The sequence below is a fragment of the Mycobacterium sp. RTGN6 genome, from assembly GCF_033804605.1.
Taxonomy (GTDB): Bacteria; Actinomycetota; Actinomycetes; order Mycobacteriales; family Mycobacteriaceae; genus Mycobacterium.
Genome location: NZ_JAPZKZ010000002.1, coordinates 654294 through 670188, shown reverse-complemented (window position 1 = coordinate 670188; position 15895 = coordinate 654294). Strand labels below are relative to the sequence as shown.

The window sequence follows — 15895 nt, the reverse complement described above, 5'->3', positions numbered from 1 at the left end:
ATCGCTTGCACATTGATGAAAGGACGTATTCGTGACGATCGGTTCGTCATCGTCGGACACCCCGATTGGTGTGGAGGAGAGTTCCGGATTGCCGCCGGTCTGGTCAGCAGCGCCCACCGACTCGGTCACCGCTGTGCTGGCGCGTGCCGTCGAGCAGTCACCGGACACTGTCTTCGTGGACTTCGCCGGCGAAGTCCACACCTACGCACAGGTGTGGGAGTCGTCGCTGCGCCGTGCTGCTGGGCTGCGGGGACTCGGCGTCGGATATGGCGACACCGTGGTATGCATATTCGACAACAACATCGACTCCATCGTGACATGGTTCGCGGCGAACTTTCTCGGAGCGATCTGGGTGCCGGTCAACACCGCGCTGAAGGGCGAATATCTGCGCCACCAGATTGGCGACGCTGCGGCGTCGGTGGTCCTGGCTGAATCCGATTACGCCCAGCGCGTTTTGGACATCCTCGGCGAGCTGCCCGATGTCAGGACTCTGGTCGTACGCGGAGACGCACCGCATTCGGACGAAATCTCAGTGCGGGCGTTGGACACGCTCACTGGTGATGTCGAACAGGACGTCCCGGTTGATGTGGCTCCAGGCGATCTGGCCATGCTCATCTACACGTCGGGCACCACAGGCCCATCGAAGGGGTGCATGGTCAGCCACAACTACGTCTGCAATCTTGCGAAAAACACTGCGGCGATGCGCAATCCGCACTTCACGTTGTGGACCCCCCTCCCCCTGTTTCACCTCAACGCCGCGGGCACATCGGTACTGGCGAGCGCGGTCAACCAAACCACCGTGTCAATCGCGGCCCGGTTTTCACTGTCACAGTTCTGGCCGCAGATCAAGCGATCCCGCGCTCAGCAGGTGTCGATCCTGGGCATCATGATCACGTTGATCGCAAATATGCCCGACACACCTGAGATGGCGGAGTGCTTCGGCCAGATCGACCACGTCGGTGGTGCACCCTGGACCGCGGAACTGATAACCACCTGGCAGCGCCGATTCGGGGTCCGCAGCGCGGGTAATTCGGTGTTCGGCCTTACCGAGGCGAGCTTCATTACCAGTAATACACAGGGCAAGACGGCGCCGCTCGGTGCCTCTGGAGAACGCAACGATGACTTCGACGTCCGCATCGTCGACGACAATGACGTCGAGTTGCCTGACGGGGAGCCCGGCGAGATCATCGTGCGCCCACGCAAGCCGCATGTCATGTTCGAAGGCTATTGGCGCCGACCGGAGGCAACCACAGCCGTGCTGCGCAACCTCTGGTTTCATACCGGCGACATCGGCCGGTTCGACGCTGACGGCTGGTTCTGGTTCGTGGACCGAAAGAAGGACTACTTGCGCCGGGGCGGGGAGAACATCTCGAGTTTCGAGCTCGAACGGACGTTTCGCGCCCATCCCGCGATCGCCGACGTCGCCGTGCACGCCGTGCCGTCGGAGCTGGCCGAAGACGACGTCAAAGTCACCGCGGTGCGCCGCGACGATGTCACCTTGACCGAGGCAGAGCTGTGCCAATGGAGCCTGGACAAGCTGCCCTACTTCGCCGTTCCCCGCTACATCGAATTCCGCACCGAATTGCCGCGCAACGCCACCGGCAAAGTATTGAAGAATCACCTTCGCTCCGATGGGGTTACTGCCGACACCTGGGATATCAACGACTCTGATATCGAGGTGGTGAAGCGATGACCGAACCCCTCGTGATCGACGGGAAGGAGTCGACTGAATTGACTGGTTCAATCGCATTCAGGCATCCGCCTGTTGTATTACTCGACGGCTCGGCGGTTCTGCCGCGCGATCTATTGGGCAACAAGGGCTACGGCATCAATGCCATGCGCCGTGAAGGCCTGCCGGTGCCGCCCGCCTTCTGCATTACGACCGAGGTGTGCGCACAGTATTTTCAAGATCCTGCCGCCACCACGGCGGCGATCCGTGGCGAAGTACGCGAGAAGATGCGTTGGCTAGAGGCCGAGACAGCACGGACATTCGGAGCCGGCCCGCGACCGCTGTTGGTCAGCGTGCGCAGCGGTGCCGCGCAATCCATGCCCGGCATGCTCGACACGGTGCTCGACCTCGGCATCGACGACGCCGTCGAATCAGCGCTGTCGGAGCTGCACAGCCCCGAGTTCGCGCAGGACACCCGGCAGCGCTTCTGCAAGATGTATCGACGTATCGTACTGGGCAGTTCGGCCGGCGCTGTTCCCGACGACCCTTTCGCACAGCTCGGGGGCGCAGTCGGTGCGGTGTTCTCGTCATGGCACTCCCCACGCGCAGCGGCCTATCGCAAGCATCACGGATTCAAAGAGATCGGTGGCACCGCGGTCGTGGTGCAGGCGATGGTCTTTGGCAACATGGACACGAGATCCGGGACCGGTGTGTTGTTTTCCCGGAATCCCATGACGGGGGCCAGCGAGCCGTTCGGTGAGTGGCTCGCCTGCGGGCAAGGAGAAGACGTCGTCTCCGGGACGTTCGACGTGGAACCGGTGGCCGCATTGCGCGCCGAGCAACCGATGACCTACGACGAGCTGATGTCCGCAGCCGCGATTCTCGAGCGTCTGGCAACAGATGTTCAGGACATCGAGTTCACCGTGGAGCAGGGAAAACTGTGGCTGCTGCAGACCCGAGTAGCCAAGAGGTCCGCCCAGGCTGCGGTGCGCTTGGCACTGGAAATGCGTGACCAAGGCATCATCGATGACGCCGAAGTGCTTCGCAGGGTCAGCTCGGACCATGTCGAGACGCTGCTGCAACCATCGCTACAGCCCGAAACACGACTGGCTGCAACGCTGTTGGCTACCGGGCTGCCTGCCTGCCCCGGGGTGGTGTCGGGAATCGCCTACACCGATGTCGATGAGGCGATCGACGCCGCCGAGTCGGGCCAAGACGTCATCCTGGTGCGCAGCTCAACGAGCCCGGACGACATTCACGGGATGATGGCCGCCCGAGGCATCGTGACCGAGATCGGCGGGGCGACAAGCCATGCCGCGGTGGTATCTCGCGAGTTACACCGACCCACTGTCGTGGGCTGCGGGATGGGGACGGCCGACGTGCTGGCCGGCAGAGAAATTACCGTCGACGGCACCGAGGGAGAGATCCGTGAAGGACTCCTTGAGCTTACCGCGTGGTCCGAGCGCGATTCCCCGGATCTGCTTCGGCTGACCGAGTTGGCTCGCGAACACAGTCCTCTGCGGGCATACAGCGTCGGGGAGTACCCGATGCTCCCCGACGGTTCCGCGGACGGGGTGCGGGCGGCGCTGACGGCCCGACTCACCGATGTTGTCTCGCCGCACCCGCTGATCACCATGCTGACCGCGCTGTGCTTGCGCGACACAGACACCACGAGCTAAACCACAGAAGGAGACACAATATGGGACGAGTCGAAGGCAAGGTCGCGTTCATCACAGGTGCGGCCCGCGGTCAGGGCCGTAGTCACGCGGTCCACTTGGCAGAACAAGGCGCAGATATCATCGCGGTCGACATCTGCGAGGACATCGCCACCAACGAATACCCCCTCGCGCGCCCAGAGGATCTCGACGAGACGACGCGCCTGGTCGAGAAGACGGGCAAGCGCATCGTGGCTATCCAGGCAGATGTCCGCGATCGCAACGCATTGGCCGATGCACTCGAGCAAGGCGTCGCCGAACTGGGGGGACTCGACATCGTCGTCGCGAATGCGGGCATTTGCCCGCTTGGCGAGCACACCTCGCCACAAGCCTTCGTCGATGCCGTCGACGTCGACCTCATTGGCGTCCTCAATACCGTGCACGCAGCGCTGCCGTACCTGTCCGAGGGCGCCTCGGTGATCATCACGGGCTCGGTCGCCGGTCTGCTGTCAAGTTCATCGTCGGGGTCGGGACCCCAGGGCCTGGGCGGAGCAGGTTACAACCTGGCTAAGCGCGTCATCGTCGAGTACAGCACGACGCTGGCAGCGAAGCTGGCTCCGAAGTCAATACGGGTAAACGCCGTTCACCCGACCAACTGCAACACCGACATGTTGCAGAGCGAACTGATGTACAAGACTTTTCGCCCCGATCTGACCAATCCCACGGTCGAGGAGGCTGAAGCCGGCTTCCGATCGATGCAGGCGATGCCGATCGCATGGGTTGAGCCTTATGACATTTCGTATGCGGTGGTCTATCTCGCTTCGGACGAGTCGCGTTATGTCACCGGGCTACAGCTCAAGGTCGATGCAGGAGCGACGATTCAGCGAGGCGTATGAGGCGTAGGGTCCGGGGGCATCGATCGTAGGGCCCTGTGCCTCGAGCTTGTGCAGGGGCACCCCCACCGAACTCTCTCGGCGATACCTCGCCGGTCACGACCGCCGTGCCCTCGTTCATATGCTGGCCCCTGCGCGCCTGAAGTCCATGCCGCCGTGCACATTTGATCGTTGCGCATGTCGTTGGTCGCATCGTTGATGTCGTCGATGCGCCGAGTCCACCCGTGTCGAAATGGTCATCGGAGGGGCGGGCGCGGCCTGCGTTGGGCGCGCCTGTTTCGCTGGCCGGACAACACCGTACAGCTACCCATTCGCGGGTGCAGGTCCGCCCCACGAACCCGTCTGGTTTAAAAGGCACGCCGTGCCAATCCGCCATATCGGCGGTGAACCGACGCGCCCGCGACGCAAGAGGTGGTGGCGAGTTCCTGCTGAATGAGTCCATCTGACCTGGCCCGCCGTTTCGAGCCGTGGTTATGCGAGTTAAGGGATCTGATCGGTGGACGTCCAGAGCGTTTCGAACTCTGTGGGGCTGATGTTACCGAGGTAGCTGTGGCGGCGTTCGATGTTGTAGAAGTTGTCGATGTAATCGGCCATGGCGGCGGCCAATTCGATGGTCGTAGCCCACTTGCGTGTGTTGAGCTGTTCGACTTGCATCCGCGCCCAGAACGACTCCATGGCGGCGTTATCGAAGCAGTCGCCCACGGTGCCGGTGGTACTGCAACAATGAACGTGCTAATCCCGTTATGCGACAGGCGGACCGGGCCGAATGTCCTCGCGCGATAAGCCCTTCAGTGATCGCGCGTCGGCGTTTTGGGGGCACCACCGCCTGCTCGTCGAACAGCTCGCGCGCATCGCGGGTCAGGACCAGCCCGGCCTCGAGCTGCGCGATGCGCTTGTGAGCCGCCGCCAGCTCGTCGGCCTCCACGCTTGCGGTGCCCTCAACAACGCCGGTGTCGATGATCACTCTGCCCTCAACTCGCGTGACCGTGGACCAATAACACGGGTACAGATTGGATGGACTCCATATCGGGGACTCGCCAGTGGCGCACCTTGGGTGGCGCAACTTACGTTGGTGCACCCCGGCGGTGCCAGACTCGGGCCTACCTCTGGGAGGACATCCTCCCGAGAAGAGGTGCAGAACGAGTGCTTTCGCCGATGGGCCGTCGCAGACATCGGGGGCCGCGGCCTGTGACGCCCGGCTCGCCGGCTATCTGGGCAGTCCGAGACCCCGCGAGATGAGCCCCCGCTGAACGTCGTTTGTTCCGCCGCCCACAACGAACATGATTGATTGTCGCAGGCCATATTCGAACGCTCCGCCCCCAGGAGCCGCCTCGGGACTTCCGAAGCCGAGCGCAGCAGACGGTCCGAACAGTTCCAGCGTGGCTTCGCCGAACTCCTCGGCCAGGTCGCCGGCCATCACCCCTGCCATAGCTGCGTCGAACATGGCGCCGAGGTCGCCGCCGCTCGCCTTTACCGCGGCAGCGACCAGGGCGCGGTTTGCTTGCACGGCCACCGCCAGGTCGCCTAACAACTTTCGCTTGGCTGACCCGCGGCCACCAACGTAGGTCATCACATCGGTACGAACGATGTTCAAGATGTCGTCGAGTTGACGGTGCATTGCGGCGGCGATGTTGCCCATGCTCATCCTCTCACCAGCGAGAGCTTCGACGACGACCTTCCAGCCGCCGTCGACCTCGCCCACGCGAGCTGAATCCGGTACCCGTACATCGTCATAGAAAACCGAGCACGAAACGTCGCCGGAGAGAGCGGTGTGCTCTTGGATGGTTACACCGGGGGTGTCCAGTGGGAACAGAAACACGGTGATGCCTGCATGACGGGGCTCCGCACCAGGGTTCGTGCGTGCAGCCAGCCACACCCATTCGGATTGGTGGGCACCGGTAGTCCAGAGCTTCTGTCCGTTGATGGTCCAGCTGTCTCCGTCACGGACGGCCGAGGTGCGCAGCGAAGCAAGATCGGATCCGGCCTCAGGTTCGGAGTAGCCGAGGCAGAAGTTCATTTGGCCGGCGGCGATGATCGGAAGGAATCGCCGCTTTTGGTCCTCCGTCCCGTGCCGCAGGATCGGTGCGCCGATGAGAGATACGGCGCCGAGGGGCTTGCCTGCAGCGACACGCAGATAGATGGTCTCCTCGTTGAGGACCACTTGTTCGGCGAGTGTGGCTGAGCGGCCGCCATATTCGGGAGGCCACCCGAAGCCGAACCATCCACGTTGCGCCATGGCGGTGACCGTGGGTTCATCGAGCGCGGCCGGCCTGAGCGCCTTATCCGCGGCACCGCGGTCGGCGATGAATTGCCGATACTCTGTACGAAACGCGTCGGCCGTTGGGCCCAAGTCAGTAGTGGGTAGGCTGGCCTCGGATTCGGCCAGTACGTCGCCGACCGATCCGTGCGCGGCCGTCACCGTCATTAGCATCGTGACGTCGGCATGGACGCGGCGAAACAGCCAAGGAGCGGGATGCTCTTCGAAGTAGCCGATCGCGGCCAGTGTGTGGTGCGCGCCGAGCTGCACGCGTGGTGCCACGGCGGTGATGTGAGCGATCGCGAATTCTGCAGCCAACGCCGCGGCTTCTGATGAGTCGAGCTGGGCAGACACTGCATCGTCGAGCAGAAGCTGGGCGGAACGCAATTCGATCTGACATTGGGCCGTACGCTGCTGGACTGCGCCGAAGCTGCCTATCAATTTGCCGAATTGCTTGCGTGACTTCGCGTGGTCGATCGCCAGTTCGTGGGCGAACTGGGCTGCGCCTATCGCGCTGGCGGCCTTGCCGAGGCGGACTTGGGTGAGCGCCCTCGTTGCCTGCGCAAGGGTAATGCGCACTTCTGCGACTGTCTGACCGAGTTCGATTGCCGTCCAACTCGGGATCGCCAAGCCAGGTAAGGGTTCTGCGTCGTTGACTTCGACCAGCCGTGCGGTACCGCCTGATGGTGGCACCACAAGTATGTGGGTGGCAGCCTGCCCGGCGTCGATGATGGGCCGATCGGTCCCTGCCGTCCTTTCATCGGCGACCACGGCGACCCTCATGACCCCCGCCGCGATGTCGTCGATGGTCAGCAACTCGTCGGCGGCGTACGCATCGACAATCGATAGGGGACATGCCGCGCGGCCGAGTCGCGAGGCCGCGGCCACGGCGAACGGGAATGCAGCGGCGCGGGCCAGTTCGAACCACCCCAGTGTGGCGCCTGCCGTCCACAACTCCGCCACTGACGCCCTGGGCGCATCGACGGGGCCGCCCCAATTCTTGGCGATCGCCTGGTCGACCGCGGCTGCAAACTCGCGGATTTCGGCCGAACTCACCGATTCCTCCATTCCGGCTTGCGTTTCATCGCGAAGGCGGTCATTCCTTCGATCGAGTCGGCGCTCGTTATCAATTCGTCGACGATGGGTGTCTGTGCATCGATGGCATCGACCGGATCGGCGACACGCTGTGTCGCCGACATTGCCTGCAGCGACAGGCGTACGGAGGTGGGCGAGACGTCCGCGATTTCTGCGGCGAGTTCACGGGCGGCCTCGAGTGCCGTACCCGGTGGCACCACGCGGTTGACCACGCCGAGCCGATGCGCCTCGAGTGCGCCGATGCGCCAGCCGGTGAGGATCATCTCGTTGGCAACCACTGGGGGCACCCTGCGCGGGAGCCGCACCAAGCCGCCTGCGGCGGCGATCAGGCCGACTTTCACCTCGCTGAGCGCGAACGTGGCGGTCGTGTCTGCGACGACCAGATGGCATGCCAGCACGATCTCGAATCCGCCGCCCATGGCGGATCCATTGACCGCGGCAATAACCGGCTTGTTCATCCCGCGGCGGTGGGTCAGTCCTCCGAATCCATTCAGCGGAACATACAGTGGCTTTCCGCTCACCGAGTAAGCCAGGTCGTTGCCCGCCGAGAAGGCCTTGTCGCCGGCGCCGGTGATGATCGCTACCCAGAGTTCAGGATCGGCGAAGTAATAGTCGAAGATATGGCCGAGTTCATCGTTGGCCGGAGGGTGCAAGGCGTTTCGTACCTCGGGGCGGTTGATGGTGACGATGAGAACGCGCCCATCTCTCTCGACGCGCGCATGCTGGTAGTCGTCGCGAAGGTGAACGGGTCTGGCGTACAACTGTTTCGCCGAGACGTCGGTGAGAGTGACTCGGTTGCCCGGACCGGTTGGTGTGACGAAGACGCGCGCGCCTACGGGTTGATCGGCCGTCTCAAGTAGCGCCATCAGCTCGGTGTCCTTCTCGGCGGCCAACGCGAGAAACCTTGCGTCGCTTGCTTCCAGTCGACCGATGACTATGCCGGTGTCCCCGTCGCGGCCTCGGTGGATGGTGAACGTCTCGATCGTGGCCCATCCGTGGGGGCGTGGGTCATGCGCAGGCTTCGCCCACTCGTCGATCTGGCGTTGAAGCCTTGCCGAGTCATCCTCACGCAACGCGCAGGGCGCGGTGCCGTACACCCCGGCCGACGTTTTCGACAGCATTCCCCCGTTGGCCGAAACCAAGGCGAAGGTTCCCGGCGCGCTGCGAACGCGACCGGCAGCTTCGGCGATCGCATGCATCGAGTAGTTGTTGCCTGCGCCGCCGAAGAATGGCAGGCCGCCGGTAAGGGTCAGGCCGCGCGGATCAGTTGGCGAAAGGCCGATCTGGTCGGCGATGTTGGACACTGCGATCGGGAAGCACGAGTAGAGGTCGAAGAACGTGATGTCGTCGAGCTTGACCTGCGCTACCTCGAGGGCGTGTGCGACTGCCATTGCTGCCGAGGGTGCGACACCCAGATCGGCACGCTCCATGATGGTGCGTTCTTGAAGATCGGCCTGACCGTGGAGGAAGACGTACTTGGCGGGGTCAATGCCGAGCCGGTGCGCGGTCGACAGCGAGGTGATCAATACGGCGGCAGCCTGATTGACGTGATCACGGGCGACGAGGAATCGTGTGTAGGGGTCGGCGATCATCCGGTTGCGGTCGGACGCCTCGATGAGTTCGCGTGCGGATCGGTGTTCTTTGCTGGCCGAGAAGGGATTGGCTGCCGCCACGCGAGTGAAGGGTGCGAAGAGCTCACCCATCGACACAGCATAGGCGTTTCTATTCACGCCGAGCGCGGCACGGCGTGCGTTCTCGAGCAGCGCGTACTGCGCCGGCGTATTCGTGAGCCCGTGCGACATCTGCTCGTGTGACACCAGGCCCTTGAGTCCGAAGCCTCGGTCCGCGAATGTTCCTTCGGGATCGGTCGGATCGTCGGAGAAGTCGGGCTTTACGTCTGCCTTGGCGAGATCACGGATGGTGGAGATCGCCTCCGCGCCGACCAGCAACACCGCCTCGGCGCTCCCTGAGGCGATTTCGCGGCTGAACTCCGTCACCAAGTGCTGAGGTGACTGGCCGCCCGCCACCTCGAGCACCGCCCGTCGTGGCGTCAATCCCAGTCTGCGCGCGACCGATAGCGGATACCGCGTCGATTTTCCTAGGGGGGCGCCGACACCGGGCCCGGAGTCTTCGAACTGCCGAGTCGCAGCGATTGTGTCGACTAAGGCTGCTACCTCATTGGCAAGGGCACCGGTGTCCTCGATCGCTGCGCGGGCCGCCAAAACCGCGAGCTCGATCGGCGAGTAGCCGCGGTAGCCAGGGCTATCGATGCGTTCAGCGAACTGGCCGACGCCGACAATAACCGGTGTGTGAGGGTCCAGTTCCGAGAGGTGCGACACGTTAATCCGCCACCGACGCGGTCAACCGTGCCACCGCCTCCACGTAGTCCTGCATCATTTCAGCTACTACCTCGCGCGCCGGGCGCACCTTGTTCATCAGACCCACACCCTGACCGACGAAGTAGGTGGCAAGCTGTTGAGCCCCGGGCTGGCCGTTCTCCGCCAATACATCGACACGACGAAGAACGGTCTCTGCGATGACAAACTGCAGGGGCAGTGGCAACGGAGCGGGCCCGTTGGCCTCGGGTGTCCACGCGTCGGTCCACGCAGAGCGGAGCTGGCGAGAAAACTTGCCCGTCCGGCCTTTTGAGCGCACCGTGTCGCGAGATGTCGCCTTTAGCATCTTTTTCACCGTGTACGGCGCGGTTTCTGCCTCTTCGGTAGTCAGCCAAACGGAGCCTGTCCACACCCCGGCCGCGCCCAGGGCGATCGCCGCAGCGATCTGCCCACCGGTCACGATGCCGCCGGCCGCCAACACCGGAACCGACCGGATGGGCTTGATGGCTTCCACGACCTCGGGCACCAACACCATGGTTGTTACGTCGCCGCAGTGTCCGCCCGCCTCGGTGCCTTGCACCACGAGCAGATCGACTCCGGCGTGGACTTGCTTGATCGCGTGTTCACGGGCGCCAACGAGTGCGGCGACGGGGACGCCTTCAGCCTTGGCCCGGTCGATCATGTTTGGCGGGGGTACACCCAGTGCATTCGCTATCAGCTTCACGGGATGCCGGAATGAGACATCAAGCAGTTCTTCACCCACGGAATCGATCGACTCCGCGGGCATGGTGAACGGGTGAGATCCGATGTCGCTCAGCGCGATGCCGTGCTGGGAAAGCACCTCCTCGACGTAGCGTCGATGATCCTCGGGGACCATCGCCTCGATGTCGGCGGCCGACAGATTCAACCCCTTACCGACGAACGTTTCTGGGCAGAGGATGTCCACACCGTATGGCTTTCCACCGATGTGGTCGTCGATCCACGTCAGCTCTTGCTCGAGCTCTTCAGGGGTGTGCGACGATGCGCCGAGAACACCGAAGCCGCCGGCTCGCGACACGGCGACCACCACATCACGGCAATGACTGAACGCAAAGAGCGGAAATTCCACGTCGAACATCTCGCATAGCAGGTTCTTCATCGAAATCGCGTTGCTCCTTTGGTTTTTGCCGATGTGCAAACAAGTGTCGTCCGCTGCATCGAACTGAATGCTAGGTGCCGATCTGAAACCTTGGCAAGAGCCAAGCCGGTTATTGCTCTATATTATATGTATTAAATAGCGGCAGGTCGATTGACCCGAACGCGTCGATATGCTTCGAGCCACGCTGAAGGCTCCCTGACGTGGCCACATCGGCGCCAGCCACCTCCGACGAGCACGTCGGGCTCGCGGGTGCCGGGATGACGCTGGTCTGACTGCCCCGCCGGTTCGCGCCGCCGCCGATTCTCCGCGGCGTCCACGGACACCGACGCGGCAGCTGATCGCACGGGTGGTCATCAAGAGCAGCCACCGGCGAGGTCGCCGCAGCGACGTCGAGAACGATTCCGCACCCTGGCGGTCGCAGCACCCTTGGTGGCTACCGTTCGTCGCGGTTGCGAATCTCGATCTCGCCGGCGGCTGCCATCTCATCGATCTCGGCTTCAGACATGCCGAGTATGTCCCGACAGATGTCGCGGGTGTCTGCCGCCATCGCCGGTGCCGGCCGCAGTTGTGGTTCCGGTATGACTTCGAAGAGAGCTGGCCCCATTAGGGCCTCCAGCGGAGCGGAGTAGCCAGGCTGCGGCTGAGCGCCCAACTGCCGACGGGCCTCGAGGTGGGGATCGTCCAAGAGATCTTTGACATGCGCCGCTGCACCAGCCGCCACTCCTGCTGCCTGCAAGTGCCGCTGTGCTTCGCGCGGATCGAGCGGCGCAATCCATTGCTGCAGAAGCGCGTCGAGCTCTTCCCGGCGCGCGACGCGATTCTCCGCGGTCGCATACTCCGGCTTGGCAACCAGATCCGGTCGGCCAATGGCTGTGGCTAAGTTGGCGAAGTCCTCGTCGCCGCCGACGGTCACTGCGCAGTAGGCGTCCTCGCCAGCGCACTGGTAAAGACCTGCTGGAGCGTCGAACTCGCCGCTGTTGCCCCTGGCGACCAGCGTTCCGGGCGAAAGTGATTCACGGACGTATTCGGTGGCCAGCTGGCAGAACACCGTTTCCATCTGGGCGATGCGGATTCGCCGCCCCGTACCTGTATGTTCGCGTTCGATCAGCGCAGCCACCACGCCGGCAGCGCCCACTTTGCTTCCGGCATGGTCCGGGTAGACGGTTTGGTCGTCACCGAATCCTTCGGGCGCATCCGGATGACGCCATAGCGTTGTCAGTCCCACCGTCGCGCGGACCAGCGGTCCGTAGCCCATGCGTTTAGCCCACGGTCCAGTGTCGCCCAACGCGCTGCTTTCGACGAGGATGATGCGGGGGTTGATGGCGCGCAGTTCTTCGTAGCCCAGGCCGAGTGACTCTAGTGTGCCGGGTTTGAAGTTCGTCAACACGATGTCGGAGGCGGCCACGAACCTGCGAAACAGCTGTTTACCCTGGTGACTGCGTAGATTGAGCCCGAGGCTGCGCTTCCCCCGATTTCCCAGGGCGAACCCATAACTCACTTTGTCCGGAGCGTCTGCCTGGCGCGCGCCGTCGAGAAAGGCGGGGTTCTCGACTTTGATCACATCGGCGCCCTGGTCGGCGAGCTGGCGTCCGGTTTCGGCGCCAACCACTATTACACCGAGGTCCAGCACTCGCACACCCGTCAACGGTCGCGGGGCAACGTCTGAGGGCGCTGATTCGGAGAACGGCGTGCGCGCCTCGAATAGCTCACCGACATGTTCGCCGAGTTCTGGTGCGCGGTGTCGAAAGCCCGCTCGCGCAGCGTCGAATTCCAGGTAGCCGCTTGGGATCGCGGCGCGCAACCCGGGCGCCACTTCATCCTGGAGGAACGATCCGCGTTCGGCCACGTGATCGCTGCGAAGGATCTCTTCTGCAGAGTTGAGCGGTGCGACTGCGATGCCCAGTGCCGAGGCCCTGGAGACGATTTCGTCACGTGTCTTGTCGGCGAAGAACTCCACAATGACGGGTCGAATTGTGGCCCAGTTCATGAAACGTGAAACAATCTGCTCGAAGGCAGGATTGGACAGTTCCTCAGGCTCCCCCGCCCAAGCGAAGAAGGCGCGCCATTGTTTCGCTGAGCCGATGAACATCCTGACGTGGCCGTCGGCGCACGGCACGATCGGATACATCATGCGCACGTCGGGTCGACCGGGTGCCATGTTGTACAGCGGTTGACCCATCGTCGCCGTGCCCGCCATCCCGAATCCGGGGTCGAGGGCTTGGACCACGAGGTCGAACAGCGAGACATCGAGAAAATCGCCCCGTCCACCTCGCAGCGCTCTGAAGTACGCCAGCATCGCGGCGTAGGCAGCGTCAACGGCGGCGGTTTGGGTGGCCAATTCGCCCGGCGGAACCAGCGGCTCGCGTCCGGGGGCCCCGGATCGCGTCAGAAGCGAGGACATCGCGATCAACACCGCCTCGCTGGACTTGTAGTCGCGGTAGGGCCCTGTCTGCCCGAAGTCGGTGATTGATACCACGACCAGCCTGGGATTGCGTTCGCGCATCACCTGGTGCCCGAGACCCAGTTGGGCGAGCCGCCCTGCAGGATGCGATTCCAAGCAAATGTCTGCGCTGTCGGTCATTTCGAGCAGGGCTTCGGGCCCCTCTGCGCTGCACGGGTCGATCACGACGCCGCGCTTGTTGGCATGTGCAGTTGCAAAGCGAATGCTATGCCCGTGATGCTGTGGCAGCTCCCGTCGAGACGCCGCACCATCGGGAGGCTCAACCAGGATGACGTCGGCTCCGAGGTCCGCCAGGAAGCGGCCGGCGAAGGCTGCAGGCCCATCGCAGAAATCGACGACGCGTACGCCGTTGAGTGGAAGTGCGTCGACAGGCTTCATTGCCGCCCTTTCCCTTGGGAGTCCCGCTAAATCAGAGGACACCAGTGATTTGTGGAGGTTTCGACGATTGGTCGCGGCTCAGGGATCCACGCGGCCAATGGATCTAGCAACACTGGTCAATCTTCGGTGCATGCCGAAACGTCTAGTCATCGCTGATGACCAGGGCGGCTGCTGGACAGGAGTCGGCTCCCATGCGGACAACGTCCTCTTGCCCCGATGGCACCGGCTTTTCGCTACCGATCGAGCTATAGCCCCCCTCGTCGAGGGTGAAGATCTGCGGAGCCGTTGCTTCACACATTCCGTGTGCCTCGCAGCGCCCCGAATCCACGCTGACCTTCACTACATCGTCCTTCCCTTTTTGGCCTCGAGCATCCGTCACCGATGCCGAGTGAGCAGCAGGGGCCACTCGGCCCTTGGCGTAGTCCGCCCGGCCGGCGTCGCTGCAGGCTCGCTTCGGTGTAAATGGCAAGCTGCGCAGTGGTTTTGCACCATCCGAATGTTTCCGGAAGCGTTGGTCGATGCCCCGTCCTGCGACATCAATGACCCAAGCGCCTCAGTCCGACGCATCGTGGGCGACCTGTTGCCGCGCAGTGCGCGTCGTTGAAGTGGCGCGTTGACAGTGGTTTCGAACAGGCCGGTCATGCATTCCAAGCGAGAATGACGGCCAGGCTCAGTGACAGTCCTGCACATCGCGGTGTATCCGTCTTCGCCGTCTGAATTTCCTGATACGAATGTAGGCCGTGCGGCACGCGGGTGTCAACCAAGAGAATAGATTATCTACATTATCTAGCCTTTTTGCGTCAGCTCGCTACCGTCCATCGCGCGGTCCTGATCTGACAACGCGATCAAGTCTCGTTCGGTCCAATCTTGGGCCAGACAATCATCGCGCAAAGGTGGCGCGGCCTCGCACATCGGTGTCAACGTTCAGAGGTGCAGGCAAGGGGCCAGTCAGCCTGTGAGGATCACACCGGCCGGATGTCAAAATGGCGGACGGGACGTCAACAGCCAAATCACTGTCCGGGGGCCGGTCCATCGACGCCCGTAGGTTCAGTACAGCAGATCGATGAGACGATCTTGGTTCTGTGTTTTGGCGAGATACCGGCGCGCGCTCTTCATGTGATCGCGCCACACTCGCTCGGCGGCCTCACCGTCGCCCGTATGGATCAACTCGGTGGTCTTCTCATAGCCGCGCAGTGCCCGGCGGTCCGCGCGCCGAATCTCATCACTGTCTGGTCCGATTTTGTCGAGCGACTTGGCAAGCTCACGCTCGATGATTTCCGACAACATGCCGATAGTCGCCGTGAGGGTATGGTTTCCCGATAGTTCGACGAGTTTGACGTGGAACCGCACGCCCGCCCGACCGAATTCGCCCGGCTCATCGATTGCCGCTCGCACCGCCTCCAATTCGGCATCGAGCCGCTTGAGTGCATCCTTTGTCGCCGATTCAGCAAGCCGGCGAACAGCGGGCGGCTCGATGGTGAGACGGGCGTCCCACACATCGGCGATGGTGGTGCCGGACAGCATCAGGATCATCCCGAAAAGATCCGCGACTGCATCAGGCCCTGGAACCGTGACACGGGCCCCTCCAGGGGGGCCTCGCCGGATGGTGACCAGTGAATCACCCTCCAGCAGCCGAAATGCCTCTCGAAGAGTGGGCCGGGACACTCCGTAACGGCCAATGAGTTCCGCTTCGGTCGGCAACCAGTCACCGTCGACCAGCTCTCCCCGCGCAATCATGCGCCGGATCTGGGCAGCAACCTGGTCCGACATCTTTAGCGGACGTACACGATCGCGCGAATCGCCAAGAACGAACGGCTCTCTGTCGCTCACGCGCGGCCCTTCCAGCTCGATACATTATCGCTACTTCTAGTGAATCTAAATCCTACACCAGGACAGCCGACGAGTCGGTTCGTGCGACACAGGTCGCCGATGGGATCGCCGAGCGGTACGAGCGACATCGTCATTGGCGGACTCCATGGGGTCAAGCCGCACAAACTGCGGCCCCTGGGCATC

11 protein-coding genes are annotated in these 15895 nt (G+C 63.1%); 3 read left to right on the top strand and 8 right to left on the bottom strand.

Annotated elements, in window-relative coordinates:
• The first annotated feature begins 31 nt into the window (after window positions 1-31).
• The 3 genes from SLQ33_RS07310 to SLQ33_RS07300 are packed head-to-tail and all read left to right on the top strand — an operon-like array spanning window position 32 to window position 4220.
• Window positions 32-1693 (top strand): AMP-binding protein, encoded by a 1662-nt coding sequence (locus SLQ33_RS07310; protein ID WP_319453130.1) that lies wholly within the window; start codon window positions 32-34, stop codon window positions 1691-1693.
• The gene (locus SLQ33_RS07305; RefSeq protein WP_319453129.1) at window positions 1690-3348 is read left to right on the top strand and encodes a pyruvate, phosphate dikinase; all 1659 of its coding nucleotides are present in this window, start codon (window positions 1690-1692) and stop codon (window positions 3346-3348) included. Before SLQ33_RS07310 ends, SLQ33_RS07305 begins: the two co-directional genes overlap by 4 nt.
• Before the next feature lie 20 nt (window positions 3349-3368).
• Window positions 3369-4220, top strand: coding sequence for a mycofactocin-coupled SDR family oxidoreductase (locus SLQ33_RS07300; protein WP_319453128.1), 852 nt, complete (start codon window positions 3369-3371; stop codon window positions 4218-4220).
• Between the two features lie 477 nt (window positions 4221-4697).
• Here the strand turns inward: SLQ33_RS07300 and SLQ33_RS07295 are convergent, their stop codons facing one another.
• The 8 genes from SLQ33_RS07295 to SLQ33_RS07260 form a co-directional block, all read right to left on the bottom strand.
• Window positions 4698-4919, bottom strand: a complete 222-nt coding sequence (locus SLQ33_RS07295) for an IS3 family transposase (protein WP_319453127.1) — start codon at window positions 4917-4919, stop codon at window positions 4698-4700.
• Window positions 4900-5181 carry a hypothetical protein gene (locus tag SLQ33_RS07290; RefSeq protein ID WP_319453126.1) on the bottom strand — a complete coding sequence of 94 codons (282 nt, stop codon included), beginning with the start codon at window positions 5179-5181 and terminating at the stop codon, window positions 4900-4902. Before SLQ33_RS07290 ends, SLQ33_RS07295 begins: the two co-directional genes overlap by 20 nt.
• 243 nt (window positions 5182-5424) lie before the next feature.
• Window positions 5425-7542, bottom strand: a complete 2118-nt coding sequence (locus SLQ33_RS07285) for an acyl-CoA dehydrogenase family protein (RefSeq protein ID WP_319453125.1) — start codon at window positions 7540-7542, stop codon at window positions 5425-5427.
• Window positions 7527-9908 (bottom strand): acetyl-CoA acetyltransferase, encoded by a 2382-nt coding sequence (locus SLQ33_RS07280; protein ID WP_413467592.1) that lies wholly within the window; start codon window positions 9906-9908, stop codon window positions 7527-7529. Before SLQ33_RS07280 ends, SLQ33_RS07285 begins: the two co-directional genes overlap by 16 nt.
• Before the next feature lies 1 nt (window position 9909).
• Window positions 9910-11043, bottom strand: coding sequence for a nitronate monooxygenase family protein (locus SLQ33_RS07275; protein ID WP_319453124.1), 1134 nt, complete (start codon window positions 11041-11043; stop codon window positions 9910-9912).
• A gap of 433 nt (window positions 11044-11476) precedes the next feature.
• Window positions 11477-13882: a CoA transferase gene (locus SLQ33_RS07270; RefSeq protein ID WP_319453123.1), complete on the bottom strand. Its 2406-nt coding sequence runs from the start codon at window positions 13880-13882 to the stop codon at window positions 11477-11479.
• Between the two features lie 142 nt (window positions 13883-14024).
• Window positions 14025-14222: a ferredoxin gene (locus tag SLQ33_RS07265; protein WP_319453122.1), complete on the bottom strand. Its 198-nt coding sequence runs from the start codon at window positions 14220-14222 to the stop codon at window positions 14025-14027.
• 707 nt (window positions 14223-14929) lie between these two features.
• Window positions 14930-15712 (bottom strand): FadR/GntR family transcriptional regulator, encoded by a 783-nt coding sequence (locus SLQ33_RS07260; RefSeq protein ID WP_319453121.1) that lies wholly within the window; start codon window positions 15710-15712, stop codon window positions 14930-14932.
• Between the last annotated feature and the right edge of the window lie 183 nt (window positions 15713-15895).